The sequence below is a fragment of the Streptomyces sp. NPDC001137 genome (assembly GCF_040298885.1).
Lineage (GTDB): Bacteria > Actinomycetota > Actinomycetes > Streptomycetales > Streptomycetaceae > Streptomyces.
The window spans coordinates 1-20,831 of sequence record NZ_JBEPBA010000047.1 but is presented as its reverse complement, the minus strand read 5'-3'; the positions used below and the strand labels follow the sequence as shown (position 1 = coordinate 20,831).

The 20,831-nt window shown below is 70.7% G+C and carries 18 protein-coding genes and 3 pseudogenes; 2 read left to right on the top strand and 19 right to left on the bottom strand.

The annotated features are described in order from the left end of the window. Nucleotides 1–16: 16 nt before the first annotated feature. From ABT254_RS45355 to ABT254_RS45275, 17 genes and pseudogenes are all read right to left on the bottom strand, one after another. Nucleotides 17–2,158: a DNA/RNA non-specific endonuclease gene (locus tag ABT254_RS45355; RefSeq protein ID WP_351483585.1), complete on the bottom strand. Its 2,142-nt coding sequence runs from the start codon at nucleotides 2,156–2,158 to the stop codon at nucleotides 17–19. Further along, nucleotides 2,151–4,175 (bottom strand): ATP-binding protein, encoded by a 2,025-nt coding sequence (locus ABT254_RS45350; RefSeq protein ID WP_351483584.1) that lies wholly within the window; start codon nucleotides 4,173–4,175, stop codon nucleotides 2,151–2,153. Before ABT254_RS45350 ends, ABT254_RS45355 begins: the two co-directional genes overlap by 8 nt. Beyond that, entirely contained in the window at nucleotides 4,172–6,124 is a 1,953-nt protein-coding gene (locus tag ABT254_RS45345; RefSeq protein ID WP_351483583.1) for a hypothetical protein, read from the bottom strand. The genes ABT254_RS45350 and ABT254_RS45345 overlap by 4 nt, the downstream gene beginning before the upstream one ends. 11 nt (nucleotides 6,125–6,135) lie before the next feature. Further along, the gene (locus ABT254_RS45340; protein WP_351483582.1) at nucleotides 6,136–7,698 is read right to left on the bottom strand and encodes a phage tail protein; all 1,563 of its coding nucleotides are present in this window, start codon (nucleotides 7,696–7,698) and stop codon (nucleotides 6,136–6,138) included. Beyond that, the gene (locus tag ABT254_RS45335; RefSeq protein WP_351483581.1) at nucleotides 7,695–9,767 is read right to left on the bottom strand and encodes a baseplate J/gp47 family protein; all 2,073 of its coding nucleotides are present in this window, start codon (nucleotides 9,765–9,767) and stop codon (nucleotides 7,695–7,697) included. The genes ABT254_RS45340 and ABT254_RS45335 overlap by 4 nt, the downstream gene beginning before the upstream one ends. Then, nucleotides 9,764–10,144, bottom strand: coding sequence for a GPW/gp25 family protein (locus ABT254_RS45330; protein ID WP_351483580.1), 381 nt, complete (start codon nucleotides 10,142–10,144; stop codon nucleotides 9,764–9,766). Before ABT254_RS45330 ends, ABT254_RS45335 begins: the two co-directional genes overlap by 4 nt. A 2-nt stretch (nucleotides 10,145–10,146) precedes the next feature. Further along, the gene (locus tag ABT254_RS45325; protein WP_351483579.1) at nucleotides 10,147–10,533 is read right to left on the bottom strand and encodes a hypothetical protein; all 387 of its coding nucleotides are present in this window, start codon (nucleotides 10,531–10,533) and stop codon (nucleotides 10,147–10,149) included. After that, nucleotides 10,530–12,098 (bottom strand): phage baseplate assembly protein V, encoded by a 1,569-nt coding sequence (locus ABT254_RS45320; protein WP_351483578.1) that lies wholly within the window; start codon nucleotides 12,096–12,098, stop codon nucleotides 10,530–10,532. The genes ABT254_RS45325 and ABT254_RS45320 overlap by 4 nt, the downstream gene beginning before the upstream one ends. Nucleotides 12,099–12,101: 3 nt before the next feature. Next, entirely contained in the window at nucleotides 12,102–12,725 is a 624-nt protein-coding gene (locus ABT254_RS45315; protein WP_351483577.1) for a CIS tube protein, read from the bottom strand. Nucleotides 12,726–12,727: 2 nt separating this feature from the next. Beyond that, complete coding sequence (locus ABT254_RS45310; protein ID WP_351483576.1) at nucleotides 12,728–13,639, bottom strand: eCIS core domain-containing protein; 912 nt, start codon at nucleotides 13,637–13,639, stop codon at nucleotides 12,728–12,730. Between the two features lie 85 nt (nucleotides 13,640–13,724). After that, nucleotides 13,725–13,859 carry a DUF6760 family protein gene (locus ABT254_RS46645; protein ID WP_502972153.1) on the bottom strand — a complete coding sequence of 45 codons (135 nt, stop codon included), beginning with the start codon at nucleotides 13,857–13,859 and terminating at the stop codon, nucleotides 13,725–13,727. Next, nucleotides 13,793–14,233: a hypothetical protein gene (locus ABT254_RS45300; protein ID WP_351483575.1), complete on the bottom strand. Its 441-nt coding sequence runs from the start codon at nucleotides 14,231–14,233 to the stop codon at nucleotides 13,793–13,795. Before ABT254_RS45300 ends, ABT254_RS46645 begins: the two co-directional genes overlap by 67 nt. A gap of 19 nt (nucleotides 14,234–14,252) precedes the next feature. After that, a complete protein-coding gene (locus tag ABT254_RS45295; protein WP_351483574.1) occupies nucleotides 14,253–14,696 on the bottom strand; it encodes a phage tail protein in 444 nt (147 codons plus the stop codon). A gap of 6 nt (nucleotides 14,697–14,702) precedes the next feature. Continuing rightward, complete coding sequence (locus tag ABT254_RS45290; RefSeq protein ID WP_351483573.1) at nucleotides 14,703–16,592, bottom strand: phage tail sheath subtilisin-like domain-containing protein; 1,890 nt, start codon at nucleotides 16,590–16,592, stop codon at nucleotides 14,703–14,705. A 311-nt stretch (nucleotides 16,593–16,903) separates the two neighbouring features. Continuing rightward, nucleotides 16,904–17,179: pseudogene (locus ABT254_RS45285) on the bottom strand (helix-turn-helix domain-containing protein); the annotation flags it as partial. A gap of 130 nt (nucleotides 17,180–17,309) precedes the next feature. After that, nucleotides 17,310–17,549, bottom strand: a pseudogene (locus ABT254_RS45280) (transposase); the annotation flags it as partial. A 37-nt stretch (nucleotides 17,550–17,586) separates the two neighbouring features. After that, nucleotides 17,587–18,276, bottom strand: coding sequence for a hypothetical protein (locus ABT254_RS45275; RefSeq protein WP_351483572.1), 690 nt, complete (start codon nucleotides 18,274–18,276; stop codon nucleotides 17,587–17,589). Between the two features lie 287 nt (nucleotides 18,277–18,563). Between ABT254_RS45275 and ABT254_RS45270 the strand changes: the two are divergent. Continuing rightward, nucleotides 18,564–19,784 (top strand): annotated as a pseudogene (locus ABT254_RS45270) (ISAzo13 family transposase); the annotation flags it as partial. Between the two features lie 89 nt (nucleotides 19,785–19,873). Here ABT254_RS45270 and ABT254_RS45265 read toward each other — a convergent pair. Continuing rightward, the gene (locus ABT254_RS45265; RefSeq protein WP_502972152.1) at nucleotides 19,874–20,029 is read right to left on the bottom strand and encodes a DUF6233 domain-containing protein; all 156 of its coding nucleotides are present in this window, start codon (nucleotides 20,027–20,029) and stop codon (nucleotides 19,874–19,876) included. 92 nt (nucleotides 20,030–20,121) lie between these two features. Between ABT254_RS45265 and ABT254_RS45260 the strand changes: the two genes are divergently transcribed. After that, a complete protein-coding gene (locus tag ABT254_RS45260; protein ID WP_351483570.1) occupies nucleotides 20,122–20,325 on the top strand; it encodes a hypothetical protein in 204 nt (67 codons plus the stop codon). A 158-nt stretch (nucleotides 20,326–20,483) separates the two neighbouring features. Here the strand turns inward: ABT254_RS45260 and ABT254_RS45255 are convergent. Then, on the bottom strand, nucleotides 20,484–20,831 hold a 348-nt coding region (locus ABT254_RS45255; RefSeq protein ID WP_351483569.1), incomplete at its 5' end, for a hypothetical protein.

The window sequence follows — 20,831 nt, the reverse complement described above, 5'->3', positions numbered from 1 at the left end:
GCTCCCTGGGGCGCGTTCAGTGCGATGCGTAGATCGTCATCTCGAAGATCTGCCGGGGGGTGCCGCCGTCGTCGACGAACACCCGGTACTCGACGGCGCTGGGGACCCGGCCGACGCCCGCGTAGTCGTTGTAGGCCTGGACATAGAAGCGGCGGCCAGACTTCATCTCCTGGGCGAGAGCGTCCTCCAGCGCCTTGATCTCTCCCTGGTTCAGCGACCTCGGCAGCGGGCTCAGATTGAAGATGCGCCCGTCGCCGCCGAACCGGCTGGCCAGGAGGTGCCCCTGCTCGGTGCCGCTCAGCTTGCCCATCATCTGCTCCGCGCCCCACCGCTGATCGGAGTGGCGTGGCGCCTTCGAGGCGCGCAGCCACCCCTCGGCCATCAGCGGGCGGTCGTGCTGATCGGTCACATGGTGGTGCGGCGGGTTCTGGCCGTTGAAGAACCGCGCATCCGGGTCGACCCGGGAGTGGCGGCCATCGTCGGCTCCGACCCTCTCGATCACGGGTTGAGGATGCGCGCCTCCGCTGCTGGTTGCGGCGGGCTTCTTCTTGGGAGGTGCGGAGGTCTTCTGGGGGGCGCCGGCCGTCTTCTTGGCAGATGTGGCCTTCTTCTTGGGGGACGTGGCGGTCTTCGTCGGGCTCGTGCCGGCGACCTTCTTGGGGGACGCAGCCTTCTTCTTGGGTGGGGCAGTGGTCTTCGGGGCGGGTGCGGTCTTCTTCTTCGGCGACGTTTTCTTCGGCGTCGTTTTCGTCGGCGTCTTCTTCGGGGTTGACGTGCTCTTCTTGGTCGATGGGCCCTTCTTGGGGCCCATGGCGGACTTGGGCGGCGGGGCCGTGTGGGCGACCGGTGGTTCGGCGGCCGGGGGCTTGGGGGCGGGGCGTGGTTCCGGGGCGGCGGTCGGGTGTGGTTCGGGGGTGGTCGGCTTCGGTGCCGGATGCGGTTCCGGCGCCGTCGGCTTCGGGGCATGCGGCGGGTCCGGGGCGGCTGTCTCCGCGGCGTGCTTCTCCAGAGTCGTCACGGCCGTCTTCGCGGCCTTCTTGTCGACGAAGCCCAGCAGTTCGCGGAGGAAGGTCTTGAAGCGTTCGAGGAGTTCGAAGAACGGCTTGAGGACGGGTTCGAGCCACTGCATGGGCTTGCTCAGCAGGGCGGCGATGAGGTCCTCGATCACCTTGATGCCGGCGCCGACCTTCTCGGCGACATTGCCCACGCGCGCCAACAGGCCCCCCAGCTTGCCGAGTTCGGCTCCGACCGCGGCGACCGCCTCACCCGCGCCGAAGCTGAAGACGAACAGCAGCGTGTTGCTGACGACCGCGCCGACGTCGTAGCCGATGTTGTAGCCGAGCCTGGACCACTGGGTGTTGGTGAGTTTCTTGCGGGTCTCGACGGCCCACTGCTCCAGTCGGCCGGCGTATCCGGCGGGAGGTTCGGCGGGGCGGGCGGGCTGTTCCTCCTCCTTGCCTGAGAAGTGGAGGATCACGGCGTGGGCGGCGTGGCTGCCTATCTCGCCCGCCTTCACCTCCAGCCCCCTCATCACCTTGTCCGGCAACTCGACCGCGTGCTTGAGGAGTTCGAGCGCGCTGAGGTTCTTGCCCGTGTCCTTGAGGAAGGTCCGGAAGTCGTTTCCCAGCGCGCGGGCCTTGGCGATCAGGTCCTCGGGGTGTTCCCAAACCGCGCGGCCCAGGTCGTCCGCCATTTTGTTCAGCTGCTCGGCCAGTACGACGATCCCGAACAGGTCGGTGACCGGGCTGATGAAGCCCAGGACCGAACCGGCCTGGTAGGCGAGGGTGAAGTCCAGGAGGTTGCGAGGGGTGGCCAGCTCCTTGACGCCCGCTGCCAGATCCGTCAGGGAGACCTCGTGCGCCAAGGTGGACACGAAGCCGTGCACGGCCGCCGCGGCAACGCGCAGGGTCGGGCCCCCGGGCAGCTGTGAGATGACCACGTCGATGGCCGCGCGCACCAACTGGCCCTTGAGCCCGGTCGGTTCCGGTGGCTGTGCGGCTGCCACGGCCTCCTGTGTCGCCTGGTTGCCCGCCGCCCGCTGGGAGTCCAGGAGACCACCGGGGCCGGACGGCGCCTTGCCCGCCTCGGTCGTCGGGCCGCCCAGGGTTCCGGCCTCCGACTTCGCGGGGAGTTGCGTCTTCACCGTCGCGTCAGCCATCGGTCGCTCCGGGCAGCTCCTCGTCCGAGAGCTCCTTGCCCATCTTCTGGTACTCGCGGCGCACCGCGTGCAGCACATGGGCCGCCGTCACCGGCCCCGCCCCCGCCAGGAACGCGGCGGCCAGGGCGACGTTCTTTATGTGGCCGCCACTGAGCGTGAACCGGGCGGCCAGCGCGTCGGGGTCGACGTCGGCGGCGAGCGGGGCGTCCTGGGGCCAGATGCCGTGCCAGATCCGGGCGCGGCTCGCCTCGTCCGGGAACGGGAAGCGGACCGTGAACGCCAGCCGCCGGGTGAAGGCCTCGTCCAGGCTCTGCCGCATGTTCGTGGCGAGCAGGGTGATGCCCGCGAAGGCCTCCATGCGCTGGAGGAGGTAGGCGACCTCGATGTTGGCGTAGCGGTCGTGGGCGTCGCGGACCTCACTGCGCCGGCCGAGCAGCGCGTCGGCCTCGTCGAAGAGCAGGACAGCGCCTGCGCGTTCGGCGGCGGTGAAGATCCGGTCGAGATTCTTCTCGGTCTCACCGATGTACTTGCTGACCACGCCGGCCAGGTTGATCCGGTAGAGGTCGAGGTGCAGCTCCCGGGCGAGGACCTCGGCGGCCATGGTCTTGCCGGTGCCCGGCGGCCCGGTCAGCAGTACGCCGACCCCCGTGCCCCGGGACAGCTTGCGCCCGAACCCCCACTCCCGCAGGACGCGGCCCTGCCCGGCCACGCGCGCGCAGACCTCGCGCAGCGCGTCGAGTTCGTCCTCGGGCAATACGAGATCGCCCCACTGAGCCCGGGGCTCGATACGGTCGGCCAGCTCGGCGAGTTCGTGCCCGACGGTTGCACGTGCGGCCGCCGAGAGCCCGGCGAGCGTGTCGTCACGTGCCGCGTCGGCGGCTTCCGTGATCGCGCGCGGGGTGAGCGGGTAGCGTTCGGCCAAGGCGTCGAGATCGGCAGCCGCGACCGCCCGTCCGGCGAGGGCCGAGGCCCAGTACGTCCGCCGCGCCACCGCGTCGGGGGTCGCGAACTCATAGGTGTGTACGGGAAGTTGCCGAAGCGCAGGCTGCCAGGGCGCCGCTCCGGTCAGTACGGCAGGACCCGGCGCCTCGGCCAGGGCACGGGCCGCGAGCTCGCGTCGCTGCCCGTCGAGCGTGTCGGCGCCGTCCAACAGGGGGATCGCGCCGTACAGTTCGGCCTCGCGCAGGAAGCAGAAGAGGGCTTCGCCGAAGGCTGACGGGTCCGTCGGCGCCAGCAGCAGCTCGCCGTGCAGCAGGGGCCTGCCGAGGAGGGCGGCGACCGTCCGCGCGGCCCGCTTCCGCCCCGAACCGGGTCGGCCGCGCAGGTAGAGCCGACGGCCGGCCAGGAGCACGTCCCTTATTTCCGCGGCCTGTTCGGCAACCGGCCCAGGGTCTGCCGGCACGAGTCGGCACCAGCCCGCCAGCCGCCGATCCAGTCCCGGCACATCCAGCAGTACGTCCACGATCTGTTCGTCCGGCACCACGTACCGTGCCAACAACGGCGGCTCGACCTGATGCGGGTCGGCGACCAGCCGCACCAGCCGGTGCCGCAGCAGCGGGGCGTCCGTGGCGAAGGCCGATCGGTGGCTCAGCTTGTCGGGGACGTCCTGGCACAGGAGGTTGAGGGTGAGTTCCACGGTCGGCCGGCGCCGGGTCACGTCGTCCTGGAGGTAGCCGTAGAGGCGCTCGTAGCGCAGGTCGACCTCGGGGGCGAGGGCCACGAGCAGGACGTTCAGCTCGAACGCCGAGAGTTCGTAGCGCTCGGCGAGCCATGCGATGCCGGGGAGTCCGGCGGCCGTTCCGGGTCCCAGCGGAGACACTCCCGGGTCCCGCGCCAGCAGCCGGATCACGTCCTCCGCGCCGGTGTGCAGGCCACGGAAGGCGTCCCGGGCGGCTCCGGAGCCGTAGGACGTCGTGGCCGCCGCGACGGCCTCCGCCAGGCGAGCGTCGAGCAGGCGGAGGCTGTCCAGGATCGGCGGAGTCTCCGGTGAGCCGTCGACGTCCAGCAGGCCGGTCACCCCGGCCTCCCCGGCGGTGGCATCAACCGGTGGTTGACGTTCAGGTCGGCGGAGACCCCGTGCTCCTCTGGATGCCGGTAACGGCCGTACTCCTCACCCTCCTTGTCGCTCTCCACGACCAGCGGGTTGGCCACCGCGTACGCGTCGTGCCTGACGCCGGTGACCTGCCAGCAGACCTCGGTGCCCGGCTCGCCGCCGGCGATGGAGAAGCGGTTGTCCGTCAGCTTGCGGGAGATGTGGAGGTTCGGGGCCGGGCGGCCCACCGCCGTGAGCTGGTACCGGAAGCGTTCGTTCAGTGCCTCGAACCAGTCCGGCAGAGTGATCTCGGCCCCGCCGTTCTCGTCGAGGACGACCTCTCCGTCGTAGACGTTCTTCATCTCGTCGCTCTCGACGGCGCAGTGGCTCAGATAGCGGCCGGCCGGGTCGAGAGGGTGGTCGATCATGAACTGGACGGCGCTCTTCGTGATCTTTCCGGAGACGATGAGGTCGCCCCAGAACTGGCCGGCCGGCTTACCGAAGGCGAACAGCCCCGTGCCGTTGCCACTGATCGCCTGGAGGGCGAAGGACTGCGCGGAGTAAGCGGCGAGGGCCGTGAGGCCGTCCTCGTCGGTGGTCACTTGCAGCTTGCCCTCGGGGTTCTGGGTGCCCATGCCCACCCGGCCGTTCTTCAGGGAGATCCCGGGCCGCCACCACCCGTCGTACTTGTCGTACAGCGTCGGCACCCCACGCTGGTCGGGCGTGCCCCCGTTCGCGTCGATGTTGATCGCGAACGCCGGCCTCTTCTGCGCGTTGAGGATGCCGATGGCCGTGCTGTCGCTCTGCGCGAGCAGCGGCACGTTCGTGACGGTCGAAGCGCCCGTGCCGTCCTCATCGACGAAGCCGCCCTGGTCGACGGCGTGCACCCGGGCCAGTGCCTGGGTGCGGCCGACGCAGAGCCGGTCCCGTACGACCGCGTCGCCGGCGACGTCGAGGTCCACGTCCGGGGTGGTGGTGCGGATGCCGACCCGGCCACGCAGGACCGTTGTGCCGAGGACCGTGCTGGTGCCGTGGACTGAGGCGGGGCCACGGACCACGGCCCCGCCGGTGACGTCGAGCTCAGTCTCCGGGACTGCGGTTCCGATGCCGATGCGGTCCCGGAAGACGGCGGTGCCCTGGACGTCCAGGGGCGCCTCCGGCTGCGTGGTGCCGACGCCGACCCGGCCGGTCGAGGGTGCCACCCACAAGGCCGAGGCGTCCCTGTCCGGCGGCTGCACCGACAGGCTCTGCGCTTTCAGCACCAGCCCGCCGTTCCGTAGCGCCCGCAGCTCGCCCGCCGACGCCTCGCCCGCGACGGCCAGCGCGCCGGCCCTCTCCACGCCCGTCCGGGACAGCGGGACGCGGTTGGGGGAACTTCCCACGGCCTGGCGGTTCACGACGTCCAGCCCGGTCACGTTGCCGCCCGTGTCGATCATGACCTCGGCGAGGATGATCTCCGTGTCGTCGTCGACGAACTCGTTGGGTTTGCGCAGCCGCAGCAGCGGGGTGGTCTCCGTGTTGAAGGCGCCGGCGGCGATGCCGGTGAAGTCGAAGGTCTCCGCCCAGGTGATGGTGAAATACCGGGTGCCGATCAGCCCTTGCGTGGACAGCACGACCCCCAGCTGAGCGACGGTCACCAGACTTCCGTCCTCCAGCTTGGCGTGCCCGCCGACGGCCAGCGGCATCAGCCGTCCCAGCCCGTCGAGCGCCACGCCGGGCGCGACCCGCACGCCCTGCTGGCCCACCGTCGCGTCGACGGCGAGCCCGATGGCCACGCCCTTGTCGTGCAGGGCCGAGCCGTGCAGCCGGTGCAGCGGGCCGTAGAACCCCTCCTGGTCCTGGCGGCTCTCGCGCAGTCCGGTGTCGCCCTGGCGGGGCTCGGGCGGGTTGACCGTCGGGTCCATGTAGTCGGTGCGGACAAGCCTCTCGGTCATCTGGGAACCCCTCAGTTGGCGCCGATGGCGGTCAGTCGGGTGGTCAGGGCGGATGCCGGGCGCTCGCGTTCCAGGGCGTCGGCGAGGCTGCGCAGAGCCGCCCGCTGGTCCTCCGTCGTGGCGCCCGTCCTGGCGAAGTGCACGATCACCCCGATCTCGTGGGGCGTGGCGCGGAAGTTCCGGCGGGGTGTGGCGTTCGGGCCCGTCTCGTCGCGGCTGAACGGCTCACCGCCGTCGCAGAGATAGACCGTGCCCTCGTCCCGGACCATCCCTCGCGGGAACACCAGGCCGCCCGGCACGGTCGCCCTGGTCACCCGGGGCGGGTCGGCGCGCAGGTCCACCCGGTACAGGGCCGGAGGGCGCAGAGTGCGGCGCAGGTAGGGGCGGTTGGGGTCCTGGTCGGGCTGGAGGCCCACGTCGAGGACGAGGAGCAGATGGGTGTCCTCCTGGAGGATCGCGTACGGCGCCAGAAGCGGGTTGTCCGCTGCGGGGACGTTCGCCAGCAGGGGCGTCGGGGCGCCCCCGGCCGGGTCGACCCGGAACAGCTCCGCCGGTCCCTCGGCGCGCGCGTCGCCGATGACGAGACGACCGTCGGGGCCGACGAGCAGGCAGCGCGGGACCGTCAGTCCGGGCAGCGGGATCGTGCGCGGCACAGCGGCAGGGGCGGCCAGGTCGAGGTCGAGGACCCGCTTGTCCTTCTTGTTGAGGACGAAGAGATGACCGGCCTCGCACACCGCCGCCGCGACGTCCACGACTGCCTTGACCGAGGCGTGCGTCGCCACGGTCTGCTGCTCGTACGGTGTCGCCGAGTCCACCCGCGACAGCCGCAGCCCGGCCTGCTGCACGTCGAGGACGTACAGCCGCCAGCCGGGCGGCGTCGCGTCGACCGCGAGGGCCACCGGTGGGGCGAGGGCCCAGCTCGCCGGGCCGAGGGGGCGGGGCACGGGCGGCCCACCGGTCCAGTCGGCGTACGCGCCGGTCCGGGTGATCCGCCAGACCCCCGGCGCGGGCACGCCGCCGACCCCGCCCGCGTCCCCCACCACCAGGTCGCCGTCGGGGGTCATGGCCATGCACTGCGGGCTGACCAGCCCTGAGTGGGCCGGGGTGCGGTTGGGGGCCGGACGGATGTACGGCCCCTGCGCGAGCAGGGCGTTGATGCGGGACTCCGCGCCGCGCACCGGCCTGCAGAACAGCACCTTGGCGCCGGCGTCGAGCGTGATCCGCTGCCGCTCCGGCGCCGGGACCGCCAGCTCGAGCAGCCCCGCCAGCCCGGCGGACGTGCCCCGCAGCAGATGGAGCCGCATGATCCCGGCCACGACCCGGCGCCGCTGCTCCGTGGTCCAGCCGGACCGCAGCTCGAACCCCAGCCAGCCGGCCAGCCAGGGGAGGAACTCCTCCGGGGTGCGGGCGGGATCGTAGAGGTCGGGCAACGCGTCGATGGTGGTCATGACCGGGGTGCCGGGGGTGGCGATCCCGTCGTCGATGCCGCCGAGAATCTTCTCGAAGGCCGACAGCAGGTCGCCGAGGTCCCGCGAGCGCAGGACCGACGGCAGGTGGTCGAGGTAGCTGCTCATTCCTCCGCCCCCGTGGTGTCGCAGGTGCCGAAGCAGACCAGTTCGTAGTCGGTCACCTGCACCTGCGGGCCGAAGGCCGCCGGGAGCGGGACGGGCCGGTGGAGGTCGTTGTTCCAGGCCTCGCCGGTCTGGTGGTACGGCGGCGGGGTAACGGGGCGCATCCGCAGATCGGCGAGGTAGCCGATCTCGGGGTCCGGCTGGACCGCCTGGTACATGTCGGGCAGGTAGACGCTCTGCCCGACCTGCCAGCCCCGCCCGCCCGGGCCACCCTGCACCGGGTGCAGGAACCTGGCGACCCGCTCCTTGACCCGGGCCGTCTCCGCCGCCAGACCGGTGGTCAGATGCATGTCGACGGCCCGCTTGAAGACCCGTACGTCGACCGTGACGTCGACCGGCAGATAGCGGGGCAGCTGTACCTCCAGGCGGGCGGTCACCTCGCGTCTCGGGTCGAGCGCGGCGATCACGTCGTGGACGAGGACGACCGACGGCACCGGTTGCGGCTCGGCCACGCCGAGGTCCGGGACAACGATGAGGTTCACGTGCCCGGGCGCGCGCAGGATCGAGGCGTACGTCCACGGGTCGCCCTTCAGCCACCTGGCCGACGGGCCGTCCTTCTCCTGCGTCCGGGGGGCCAGACAGCGCACGGTCGCGACCCCCGGCACCTGCCGGGCGAGGAACTCGTAGTCCTCCGCGGTGATCGCCCGGTCCCGCGTGCGCAGCAACTGAGGTGCCCGCGCCTTGGTCTCCTCGACGGGCTCCTCGTCCAGCCCGCCCGTGCCGGGCACGAGGTTGGTCACAGAGACGATCCCGGGCACGCCCTCGGCGAGCGTGGTGACGGTGCCGGGCAGCACGTTGCCCGCGGCGCCCGTGGCGACGTAACGGTAGACGGCGGCGATGTCGGAACCCTGCGGCGGCACAACCCCGACGGTGCCGAAGACGACCTCCCCGGTCACCGGGTCCAGCCGCACGGCCTGGTCCCGTCCCGGCTCCCGTTCCTCCGCGAGGACCCAGCGCTCGCCGTCGACGAGGACGCGGACATGGTCGTACGGGGAGTCCCCGCCCGGCTGCCGGTGGACGGGCCGGTTGCGCAGTTCGTACGTCTGGCGCGGGGCGCGTCCCGCCGTGCCGAGCGACTCGGGGACATCCCGGCCCGCGGTCGGCGCGGTGGTCGCGGGGACGGTGCTGGGGAGCAGGTGCCGTACGTGGATCAGAGCGTCCCGTGCGGGATCGCCGGGCTCGTTCGGGTTGGCCAGCTTCAGGCCGATCCAGCGGCGCGGCTTGCCCGGCTCCGGCTTCGGTCCTGCCGCCGGGAACGGCCAGCCCGCCGGGTCCACGGCCGCCCACTGCGGGGCGGCGGGCAGGCGCAGCCGCACCTGGCCCGCCTGGGACAGGGTCTGGGTCGTGTCCTTCTCCACGGTGAGCGCGGGCCAGCCGGCAGGGTCGGTGCCACCCGCCGAGAACACCCAGCTCAGGGCGGCCGGTTCGCCGGAGGCGGGTCGGCCCGGTTCGCCGTAGACCTCCAGGCGTTCGACGGGCTGGGTGAAGGTGGGGTCGAAGCCGAGCAGGAGGTAGCCGGTGCCGCCGTCGGGGATGCGGAGTTCCACGCCGTCCGTGCCGCCGAGGAGGTCCGCGGCGGTGGTGAGGTGGCGGACGGTCGCCGACAGCGCGGCGGGCAGGGCCAGTACCTCGTCCTCGGTCTGGAACACCACCGGTGCCTGTGACTCACTGCCGGTGGTCTGGGCCCAGGTTCCGGCGGGGACGGTGGCGGTCTGGCCGGGCTGGGCGGTGAAGGTGAGGAGGGTGGTGGCGGGGAGGGCGGGCAGCCGGGTGATGCCGAGGAGGTTGAGGAAGGCGGTGTAGTTCTTCTCCGGTACCTGGTTGAGGCGGTAGATGAGGCCCTCGACGAGCCAGGCGAACACCTCGACCAGCGCGATGCCGGGGTCCGCCGGGCCCAGGTCGCTCCAGCGCGGGGCGTAGTGCTTGATCAGCTCCTGGGCCTCGGCCATCAAGTCCGCCCAGCGCCGGTCGTCCAGGTCCGGCGGGAGCGGCCGGCCGCGCTCGGCGCTCATGAGGGCTGCTCCAGGGGAAAGGTAAGCGTGAGGGTCTGATGGCCCTCGTCGCCCCTGATCCGGTAGCAGAGGTCGATGGTGAGGGCGGCGACCCATGGGTCGTTGCCGACCGTGATCTCGGTGACCTCGATACGCTGCTCCCAGCGGGCCAGAGCCGAACTCACGTAGTGGCGGGCCAGGTTGGCGGTGGCCGGGGTGTTGGGCGCGAAGGCCAGGCTGTGCAGCTCGCAGCCGAAGTCCGGGCGCATGATCCGCTCCCCCGGCCGGGTGCCGAGGACGATCAGTACCGCCTGCCGGATCCGCTCGGCCCCCGAGGACTCGGCGAGCGCGCCGGTCGCGTCGAAGCCGACCGGGAAGGCCACGCCTTTGCCGTCCACGGTCATTCCCCCTTCAGACAGCTCTGGTTGGCGATCGCCGACAACTTCCCCGGAGTCGGTGGGTCGTCAGGTTTGGCGGGCGGGACGGGCGGGATGAGCCCGTCGGTGGCGCCGGTGAAGCCGTCGGTGGTGAGGACCTTGGTGCCGCCGTTCACGGTCAGGAGGCCGCTCGACGATCCGACCGGCGGTACGGCACTCACGTTCACGCAGGTCTTGGCGGTCGGCGGCTGATTCTGCTTCTTGCACCCGGCCACGGTGAGGCCCACGAAGTCGGCCGCCGTCACCACACTCGCCTTGCCGACGGTCAGCGGATGCCGGGCGACGGGTGTCACCACACCCTGGCTCTGGCAGGTGAACGTGCTCGCCGTGGTCAGCACGTCGCCGCTCATACCGGCCCCCGCTTGCTCACGTCCATCGTGCCGAGCACCTTCACCTTGACGTTGGCGGCGACGATCTCGATGTCCCCGCCCGCCGTGAAGGTGAGCGAGCTGCCCGACTTGTGCTCGACGACGACCTTCTCCATGCCCGGGGTGTCGTCGAGCGTGACGCTGTGCCCGGCCGGGGTCTTGATGCGGCGGACCAGGTTGACGCCGGGCGCGGCGGTCACCGGCTTGAGTGTGGTCGTGGGCCACAACGCCCCGATGACATACGGCCGGTTGAAGTCCCCGTGCTCGAACGCCACCAGCACCTGGTCACCCGCGCCCGGCAGACAGAACATCCCCGCGCCCGACCCCGACATGGGCGTGGCGACGGGCGCCGCCACGACATCCGGTATGTCGGAGAGCCACGGGAAGCGGATCGACACCTCGTACCGGCTGGGGTCCGCCGCGACCACCTCCGCCACCACGACCCCCTGCGGGGACTCGGAACGGTCCGGCGGCGGGTCCTCCGACAGCGCCTTACGCAGCAACTGCGTCACATGCGCCCCGGCGCGCTGGGTCACCTCGAACTCGCTGCGAAAACCGCGGGAGTCGAGGGTGTGCACCACCCGCTTGAGCCGGTACATCCCGCTGAACCGCTTTCCCACGCCCCGCACCGACACGAACCGGCCCGCCCGCAGCTCGGGCAGCCCCACACAGGTGCCCGTGGCCTCGTACATGCCCTCGAGCAGCTGCTGGAGAAGGGACTTGGCGAGGGCGATCGCGTCCAGCGGGGTGGCCACCGGCCGGCCGCGTACGACCCGTCGCCCGAGCCCGGTGAGCGCGCCGAGGGCGGCGCTGCCGAGCCGTTCCAGGATCGAGTCCAGGTCCAGCGCGGTCGCGCTCATCACGCCCACGACGCTCTGGGCGAGTTCTTGGCTGTAGCCGCGCACCACCTGCGTCCCGGCCATGCCGGAGTTGGCCACCCGAGGGCTGAAGCTGGACAGATTGGTGCCCCACTCCAGTACCGGTGCCTCGGTCTGCGGGCGGGGGAAGCGGAAGTACAGCTTGTCCCACCACACGTACACGTCGAAGAAGTTGGCCGCCGCGCGCTCCTTGAGCAGCGCCATGTCGGTGGTGGCGCGGTGCAGCGAGCTGTGCGAGAACGGCGCGGGGTCCACGACCGGTATCAGCCCGGCCTCCAGCGCGATCTGCGCGGCGATGGCGCTGTCGTTGCTGAAGCGGAACGCCGGCCGGTCCGGCATCTCGTGGCGCAGCCGGTGCGACTTGTCGTAGCCGCGGACAGTGAACGTGGGCGCCCCCGACTCGGGGAAGTCGGGCTCGATGGAGGCGATCTCGCCCAACATCATGGGCGTGAGCCGGTCGCCGTAGCCGAGGTGGATCTCGACGTTCTTGCCGAGCTCGAAGAGCGGCGAGTCGGTGAAGCGGTGGCCGCTGTTGTCGAGGACGACGGTGAACATGTCCGCCAGCTCGAGGGAGTTGTCGTAGCGGACGCTCAGCAGATGGCGGCTCACGTCGGCGGAGAGGGCGACGCCGGCGATCCTGATCTCGGCCCGGGGCGCGAAGGTGTCCATGGCTCACCGCTCCGGGATGACGAGGGGCCGGCCGGGCGGCAGGCGCAGCGGGTCGGTGAGCCCGTTGGCGTCGGCGATCTCCCGCCAGCGTGCCGGGTCGCCCAGGTACTCCGCGGCGAGACCGGCGAGAGTGTCCTTGGCGGTGATGTTGTGCAGGGTCGGCGGGCCGGCGAAGAAGCCCCGCTGGGTCTCCAGATCCACCTCGGTGTACTCGCGGAAGGTCACCGACAGCCGCGCCCGCACGGGCGTGCCGTCGGGCAGGAACATCGTGAACCGCTGGTCGGCGCTTGCCAGTACGCACCGGAACGCGAACCTGCCCATCATGAACAGCAGCACCGGCGGGGCGAAGGTGCGCGGCGCCGGGTCCAGCAGCCGCACGAGACGCCGGGTGTACGTCCGGACGTCCTGCTGCGGATAGGGCTCATAGGTGTCGAAGAACAGCTCCATGGTCAGGGTGCGGCCCCGGCCCCGCACATATTGCACGGGAGGGGCGGCGAGCCCCGGGATGCCGATCTCGGCCAGCTCGTTGCCCTGCTCGATCCGGTATTCGTCGGGGTTGAACATCACCGGGGTGCGCTCACCGGTGCGGGTGTCGACGATCAGGGCCTTGGCGAGTTGCGCGGCCACCGTCAGGCCCCCCGTTCCAGCTCGATCGCGAGGTCGGCCCGTAGCTGCCGTGCCGCCCCGTCCCGCAGCTCTCCGCGCAGCACCTCGCGGACGACGTCGCGCAGCGCCTCGGGGTCCAGGGCCTGGGAGGGGGGTCCGGAGTGCCGGTCGGGGCGGGCGGTCATGGGGTGGGCGGCAGTGCCGGTGACGGATGGCCCGGTGGACCCGGTGGAGGTGAGCGGGGCGGGCGGAGGTGTGGACGGTGGGGGGACAGCAGGCGACTGCGGCCGCCCGACGGCCTTGTGATGCGGCGATCCCGGCCCCCGGACGCCTGCCGGGCCGTGCAGGAAATCCAGCTCCACGGCGAGAGCGGTGCGTTCCTCCGCGGCCGCGCCGCTCGCCGTGGCCCGGTGCGGCGCGCCCCCGGTGCGGCCCGGCTCGGTCGCGTGCCAGACCTCGTGGGCGAGCAGGGCCAGTCTCTCCGGTCGCGGTCGCGTGGCCTGCGGGCTGCCGAGGAAGACGTCCTCGCCCAGGGTGACGGCGTCCGCGCCGTGGGCCGCCGCGATCCGGGCGGCCCGCTCGTCGTCGTGGACGCGCACGCGGTGGACGTCCGGACCGACCACGGGGGCGAGCCGCTCGCGCAGGTCGCCGGGAAGCGGCTCACCCTCGCGCCGGGGCGGGTCCGGAGCCGACGCCGGATCTGAAGTCGGCCATGGCACCGGGGTGTCGATGGAATCCGGCCAGCCCGGCTGCACCGGCGCCGGCTCGTGTCCGACCGGCGGCACCCGCACCTCGGTGCGGCGGCGCGGGCTCGTCTGCGGCACGGGCAGGGACCGCCCCCGCGCCAGCACCAGTGCGAGCGCGGCCCGCCATCCGGGGTCGGTCGTACGGCGCGAGAGCAGCGCGCGGGCCTGCGCGGCCAGGCGCTCGCCCACGGTCGGACCATACGAAGGACTCCCGGGCTGCTCCTGCCGCCGTGCACGCTCTGGCTGCTGTGGATGCTCTGGCTGCTCCATCTCGTCACCCCCTGTCGATCTGGGCGAACACGGTGCGCAGCCAGCGGCGGCGCTCGGTGTGCTCCAGGTTCATCAGCTCGGTGTGGGTCCAGTGGACATGTCGTCCGAGGTGGGCGACCTCCTGGTAGACCCGTTCCAGGGGGTAGCCGTGGATTCCCCCGGCAGGGGTGCCTCCATCTCGAAGCCCGCCTCGCAGTGCGGGCAGGTGACCGCGACCAGCGGCGGTGACAGGCCGTTGAGGCGGTTGTAGAGCTCCTGGAGGTAGGTGACGTCCTGGGAGAACAGGCCCTCGACGACTCCCGGGTCGACCTCGGTGAGGGTGCCGAGGCGGACGACCACGCGGGCGAGCAGGACGACGATCAGGTACGGCGGCAGCGCCCGCACCCGGGGATCCTTCATCGGCAGGATCTCGTCGGCGGCGGTCGCCAGCCGCATCACCCCGTCCCGGTGCAGGGTGCCCTCGCCGTCGAGGTAGCCCAGGGGCAGGGTGAACTCGTACTCCGTGCTGAACACGGAAGGGCTGTCCGGCACGTCACACCGCCCGGGTGATGCCCTCGTGGACGAGGACGAGGGTCTCCACCGCCGTCTCGTGCCCGGTGGCGTGGAAGGCGGGCCCTTCCCACTTGGTCGGCCAGGCGTTGACGAAGTGCCAGCGCAACACCTCGCGTTTGTTGGCGAGGTCGTACACGACGATCGAGCCGTTCTTGCGCACCACCCGGCCCTCGATGATGGCCTGGCGCCACTCCCACAGTTCGGTGGAGTCGGTCAGCCCCCATTTGAGGGTGAGGTCGGAATAGGTGGTCTTGCCCGGGGACTTGAGGACGGTCGTGTTCTGCCCTCCCTGCCGGTTCTCGATGACCTCGGTGACCGACTCGATGCCGGTGCACTCCATGAAGCTGGCCTGGGCGATGCCGTCCAGCTCGACGAGGAAGTTGAAGTTTGTGTACGGGTCGACCCGTACCCCTGTCTGCGCCATCGCGGCCTAGCCCTCCCTGACCTCGGAACCGCCCTGCGACATGCCGATCCGGACGACGACGAACTCCGCGGGCCGCACTGGCGCGACCCCGATCTCCACCACGAGCCGGCCGAGATCCCGCACCGCGGGCGGGTTGTTCTCGTCGTCGATCTTCACGTGGAAGGCCTCGGCAGCACTCGCGCCGAACAGTGCGCCGTCGGTCCACACCCGGGTGAGGAACTCGCTCACCGTGCGCTCGACGCGCTTGCGCAGCGAGAGGTCGTTGGGCTGGAAGACGGCCCAGCGCAGCCCCTCCTGGAGCGATTCCTCGACGAACAGGAACAGCCGCCGCACGTTGATGTACCGCCAGGCCGTCTCGTGGCGGGGCGCGGTGGTCCTGGCCCCCCAGACGACCGGCCGGGCGCTGCCGGCGAACGACTGGATCACGTTCACCCCGGCGTCGTTGAGCTCGCCGAGTCCGGCCGTGTCCAGCACCCGGGTCACCCCGAACGCGCCGGTGACGGGTTCGTTCGCGGGCGCCTTGTGCACCCCCTGTCCGGCGTCGCTGCGGGCATAGATCCCGGCCAGGTGGCCCGAGGGTGGTACCGCCAGTGTGCCGCGGCCCGCCGGGTCGGCGATCACCAACCACGGGTAGTACAGGGCCGCGTAGCCACGCTCCGACGTCAGCTCCTCGCGGCGGCCCAGCACCCCGCCCTCGGCCAGCGGCGAGGCGGCGTCGGGGGCGTCCAGCACGGCGAACCGGTCGCCGGTCCGCTCGCAGTGCTCGACCACCTTCTGCTGCACGGTGGGCAGGGTCACGGCGTCCGGTACGCAGACGATGCTGATGTCGTCGACCCGCTCCAGCTCGGCCAGCGCCGTCTCGTACGCGGTGGCCTCGATGCCGTCGAGCCGGTCGGCCGTGCCGCCCACCAGCGCGGTCGCGGCGAGGACCGCAGGCAGGTTGGCCGGGGCCGCGTGCACGCCGGGTTCGTCCGGGAGGGTCACCTCGACCAGCGGGGAGGTGACCAGTCCGGCGAAGTAGCGGCTGTGCCGGGGGTCCAGCGACAGCTCGTCGAAGGTGCTGACCCCGTTCGGGCCGGTGATGTCCAGCGCGAACTCGGCCGAGGTCACGGTGGTCGCGCCGGTGTAGCCGTTGGCCAGCGGGCCCGCGGTCTCGACCACGTCGCCGCTCACCCGCTCCACGACCACCGACTCGGTCGTGGCACCCTGCTTGAGCGTGAGCACACTGCCCCGCTCGACGCCCCGCGGCTTGTCGACCCGGAACCGCCGCTGCCCCGCCTGGAGATCGGCCGTGCGTACGGTCTTGTCCTGGACGTCGGCCGCCAGCGGGGCGGTGAGCACGAGGTCCTTGCCGCGCACCCGGTCGACCTGCGCGACGGTGCCGCCGACGTCGACGAGGTCCCCCGCGACGAACTGTCCGGCGGCCTCCGCCGAGGGCAGGGTGACCACGTTCCCGGTTGCGTTCGCGTGGTCCGCCTTCACCTGGAGGACCTTGGCGTCCCGCACGATCTGTGCGTCCCGGACGGCGACCTTGATGGCGTTGCCCGCCGGGCCGTCCTCTCGCGCCCGGACGACCAGTGCCAGGTCCGCCGGTGTGCCCCGGTCGGCCAGTGTCCGCTCGGCCCGGGTGGCGGTGCCGACCCGTACGACGTAGGCGACGGTGCCGCCGTTGTCGAAGAATCCGCGCACCGCGTGCGCCAGATACCGGCGGGGGGCGTGGATGTACTCACCGAACAGGTCGGTGAACTGCGTCCAGTTGGTGATCTTCACCGGTTCCCCAATGGGCCCCCGCAGGGCCGGCCCGACGAAGGCCGCCGTGCTCGTACCGACCCCCGCTACAGGCCCGGCGACGGTCAGCTCCTCGACATGGACACCTGGCGCTCGGTAATCCGGCATACAAGCCCCCCTGATGCGCTGCGCACCTGGGGGACATTGCAGCGAAGGCCGGTGTGGAGCGCATGAGTACCCATCTACTCAAATCTAGCTATGCGAGTCATGAGCGGAATAAGGAACTAGAACAGGTTATCGAATAGACTTCCCGATCAGTCCCTCTGGTCGTGCCGGCCTGGGCTCAGCGCGCCATCAGGTGGGCGCGTGCCGGCCGCACCGTTGCGATCAGACCTCACTCGTCGCCGGCAAGGCGTCCGAAGCGCAATACGTCTTACAGGATCTTGAGCAAGGTGGTGGTTGCGGCAACGCCAAGGAGCGTCGTGCTCGCGCAGTGTCTTCAGCAGCCCCGGTGCACGTGCGGCGAGCAGGTCGACGACCGCGCGGGTGTAGGCGTGGGCGGTGGACTCGCTGATCCCGACCCCGGCAGCGATCTTCGCGAGAGTGGTGTGTTCGCGCAGGTACACCAGTGCCACCATCGCACGCTGAGACGGACGGAGCTTGCAGCGCCGGTCGCCCTCACGGGTGACGATCAGCATGGCCGCCCACTCCACGAGCGCATGCGACAGGTCGAGTGCGGCAGGATGGATGACCAACGAGGCCCCCGAGCAACGTGATCGAGACGTCAGACATCTCGATCAACAGCCCGGGGGCCTCGCTTGTTGCGCTTCACGGCTCATCACCCGATCGGTGGCCAACTCGAAGAAGCTCATTGCAAGAACCGCCCGCGAAGACCTGTTGCCAAGTCCCGTCCATGGCCCACCTGATCAGGCGTTTGTGCGTGGTTTGAAAGGAGCCGAGCTCTTCTGGCAGGTCGCGCCAGGGTGAGCAGGTGCGGTACTTCCACGCGATCGCTTCCAGGGCCCGGCGGTGGTCGGCCCACCGTCGTCCCCGGACTGGATCAGCCGGCATCAGCGGCTCGATCCGGGCCCACATCGCATCAGTGATCACCGACCGAACAGACACATCCAATCAACTGATCAAGCCGTCAAAGAGACACGCTCTAGTCGGCCCCGACCACCGCGATGTCGTGCGGCAACCGTGGATCGATTTCGTAGTGGGTGCCGAACTGGCTGCTGAAGCCGATCACCCGCACCCTCTGCCCCTGCTTCAGACCGGAGATGTCGATGCCCGTCTGCACATTGACGAAGACCGGCGCGGGGCCCGCACCGTCGTCGAGGGACAGCTTGTACCCGTAGGGGAGGTCACTCGTGGGTGCTTGAGTGATCCTGCCGATGACCTTTACGAGCCGCCCCTCGGTGGCCTCTCCGACCCCGGCGGTGCCGACCCGCTCCGGTTTCACCGGCCAGTCCTTGTGACCGAGCTCGACATCGGAAGGACCTGCCGGGACCAGAGTCAGCAGTCCGGAGCTGTCCCGCAGCGTGCCGGTGATGCGTGCGCGTCGATACGGGTACGCATGCACGTCGCTGTGCAGGCTGACGTAGATACCGGCGGTCCTGTCCTGGAGCCCGAATCCCTTGTCGCCGAAGCTGGATTCGAAGGCACCGGAGGGAGTCGTCACCGAGCCCGCCACGGTGACCACTGTCCCGACCGGCAGGCCGCGGGCCTGGGCGATCGAGATCGTCTTCGCCTGCGGTTCGGCGACTGCCGAACCGGTCTCCAGCACGGGCGCCACCATCAGGGCGAGCAGGGGTGCGAAGAGCAGCATGAGAAGCCGACGGGTCAGGCCCATGAATGCACTGTCCTTTCCGAAAACCGATACCTTCCAAGTGTGCGTACACGCCGCGCACTTCACACACACGCCGACCGTCGAGTGACGCTTGGTCAGGGCCGAACGCTGCCCCACCCCGACGCACTCCACGGCGCCGCCAGCCCGCACCCGCCGGCAGACCTCGCCGAGATCGTCCGCCCCTCTACGGCCTGCGGCCGTGGATCGAGCCTCGCTTAGGGGTTGCCGGGAAACAAGTCGTGGCTTCCAGCTGCGGGACTCGTTGTTCTGGTGCGGGGAGGCCGGAGGGGATCGAGGCCGTCTTGGCTGCGAAGTTCCAGGTGTTGTTGCCGCATCTGGACGAGCGTCAGCGTCGGCTGGCCATAGGGGCGGAAGCGCGGTCGCTGGGCATGGTGGGATCAGGCTCGTTGCTGCCGCGGCCGGGGTTCGGGAGGGCACGGTCGCGCGCGGAGCGGCTGAACTGGAGTCCGGTCAGGCTCTGTTGGGGCGGGTCCGTCGTCCTGGTGGGGGCCGGAAGAAGGCTGTGGACCTTGATCCGGGGCTGCGGCCGGCGCTACTTGCGCTGGTCGAGCCCGACGAGCGGGTTGATCCGATGTCGCCGCTGCTGGACGACGAAGTCGACCCGGAACCTGACGGCGGAGCTGACCCGACAGGGCCACCGGGTCTCCGTCGACACGGTCGCCGGCCTGCTGCGGGAGGAAGGCTTCAGTCTGCAGGCCAACGCCAAGACCATCGAGGGTGCTCAGCATCCCGACCGGGACGCCCAGTTCCGCTACCTCAACGAGCAGGCACGAGACCACAGGGACGCCGGTGCCCCGGTGATCAGCGTGGACAGCAAGAAGAAGGAGCTGATCGGCGACTACAAGAACGCCGGGCACGAATGGCGGCCCGCAGGGCAGCCCGTGAGGGTCAAGACGCACGACTCCCCCGGCCAGGCCGAGAAGGCGATTCCGTACGGAATCCATGACATGGCGGCGAACGCCGGCTGGGTCAGCATCGGCACCGATCACGACACCGCGGCCTTCGCCGTCGCCTCGATCCGGCGCTGGCGGCTGGCGGTCGGCCGGCACGACTACCCCCGCGCCCGCCGGCTGCTGATCACCGCCGACGACGGGGGCTCCAACGGCTACCGCACCCACGGCTGGAAGACCCAGCTCACCGACCTCGCTGCCGAGACCGGCCTTGAGATCACGGTGTGTCACCTGCCGCCCGGCACCTCGAAGTGGAACAAGATCGAGCACCGGCTGTCCTCCCACATCACCATGAACTGGCGCGGCAGACCCTTGGCCAGCCATAAAGTCATGCTCCAGACCATCGCCGCGACCACCAGCCGCACCGGCCTCACCGTCCATGCCGAACTCGACAGCGGCCAGTACCCCACCGGCATCCGCGTCAGCGACGACGAGATCGCCCCCCTGCCCATCACTCGCCATCGCTTCCACGGCGACTGGAACTACACCCTCCACCCCCAGCGTCCGATGGACGCGGCGACCACCGGCAGCACACCGGACGAGACCCCGGCGGACCGACCGACTCGCCTCACGCGGCGTTCGCTCCAGCGCTCCAGGATCCGGAACCGACCGGGATGACCCGCCGCAGCTCATCGACTCGCTGACGCCAGCGATGGACTTCCCAGGACCGTATCGGGCTGGCACCCTGGGTACGCCTCTACGCCTTCCGCGAGCGCGCGCCGGGCCTGTTCCCGGCCGATGCCCCGGCTGCGCTTGCCCGCGTTCCAGCAGCCCCCGACGTGCACGTACACGGGCGGAGCACTCCGACAAGTGATCTTGACCGTTTACCAGGCGATATCGACCAGCGCGGTCGAACGCCCGTCTGTACGGTCAGACCATGGAAGATCTACCCGAGAGCGTGGACCGCCACATCCTGGACCATCGAATCGTCCTGGCGCTCAAGGCGATCATGGACGCGTCCGGCTGCACGCTCCATGAAGCGATCGACATCTTCGGGGTCCGGTACGAGGAGCTCCGCCGCGACCGGCCGGACGACTTCAAGGTGAGCCGCGAGGAGTACGGACGCAACGTCTACACCTGACCTGCGGTCTTCCCGCCAGTCAAACTCACCTGGCAAACGGTCAAGATCACCTGTCAGAGGTCACTCAGCGATAGGTGGCCAGTCGCAGAGCTACTTGGCCACCCGGCCCTCTCGGTGGAATTGCCACGCCGGCTATCCCGCTCGGCACTTGGCAACCGTCAACTTCCCTCGTCTGCGCCCAGATCTGCCCGCATCGCCGCGTGTACGAGCTTCATGGCGTCGAGGTACTTCCGCATGCGCTCCCCGCCTTGGCTTTGAATGTTCGTGCCTTCAATGACGACGTCTCGCAGATCCCGAGCGTGCTTGTCGAAGTCCCTTGCCAGGGTCAACACTGACTGAGGAGCCAGCACCGCAAGCTCGTAACGCGGGGCGTAGCAGGTGGCGTACGCGGTGAACGCCCTGTACCCGCGCTGAACCGTTCCGGGTTCGGTAGGGACTCGATCGTTTGAGAGGATCGAGTTATGGCACGCCCTTCCCAGTACCCGCTTGAGCTGCGCCGTCGTGCG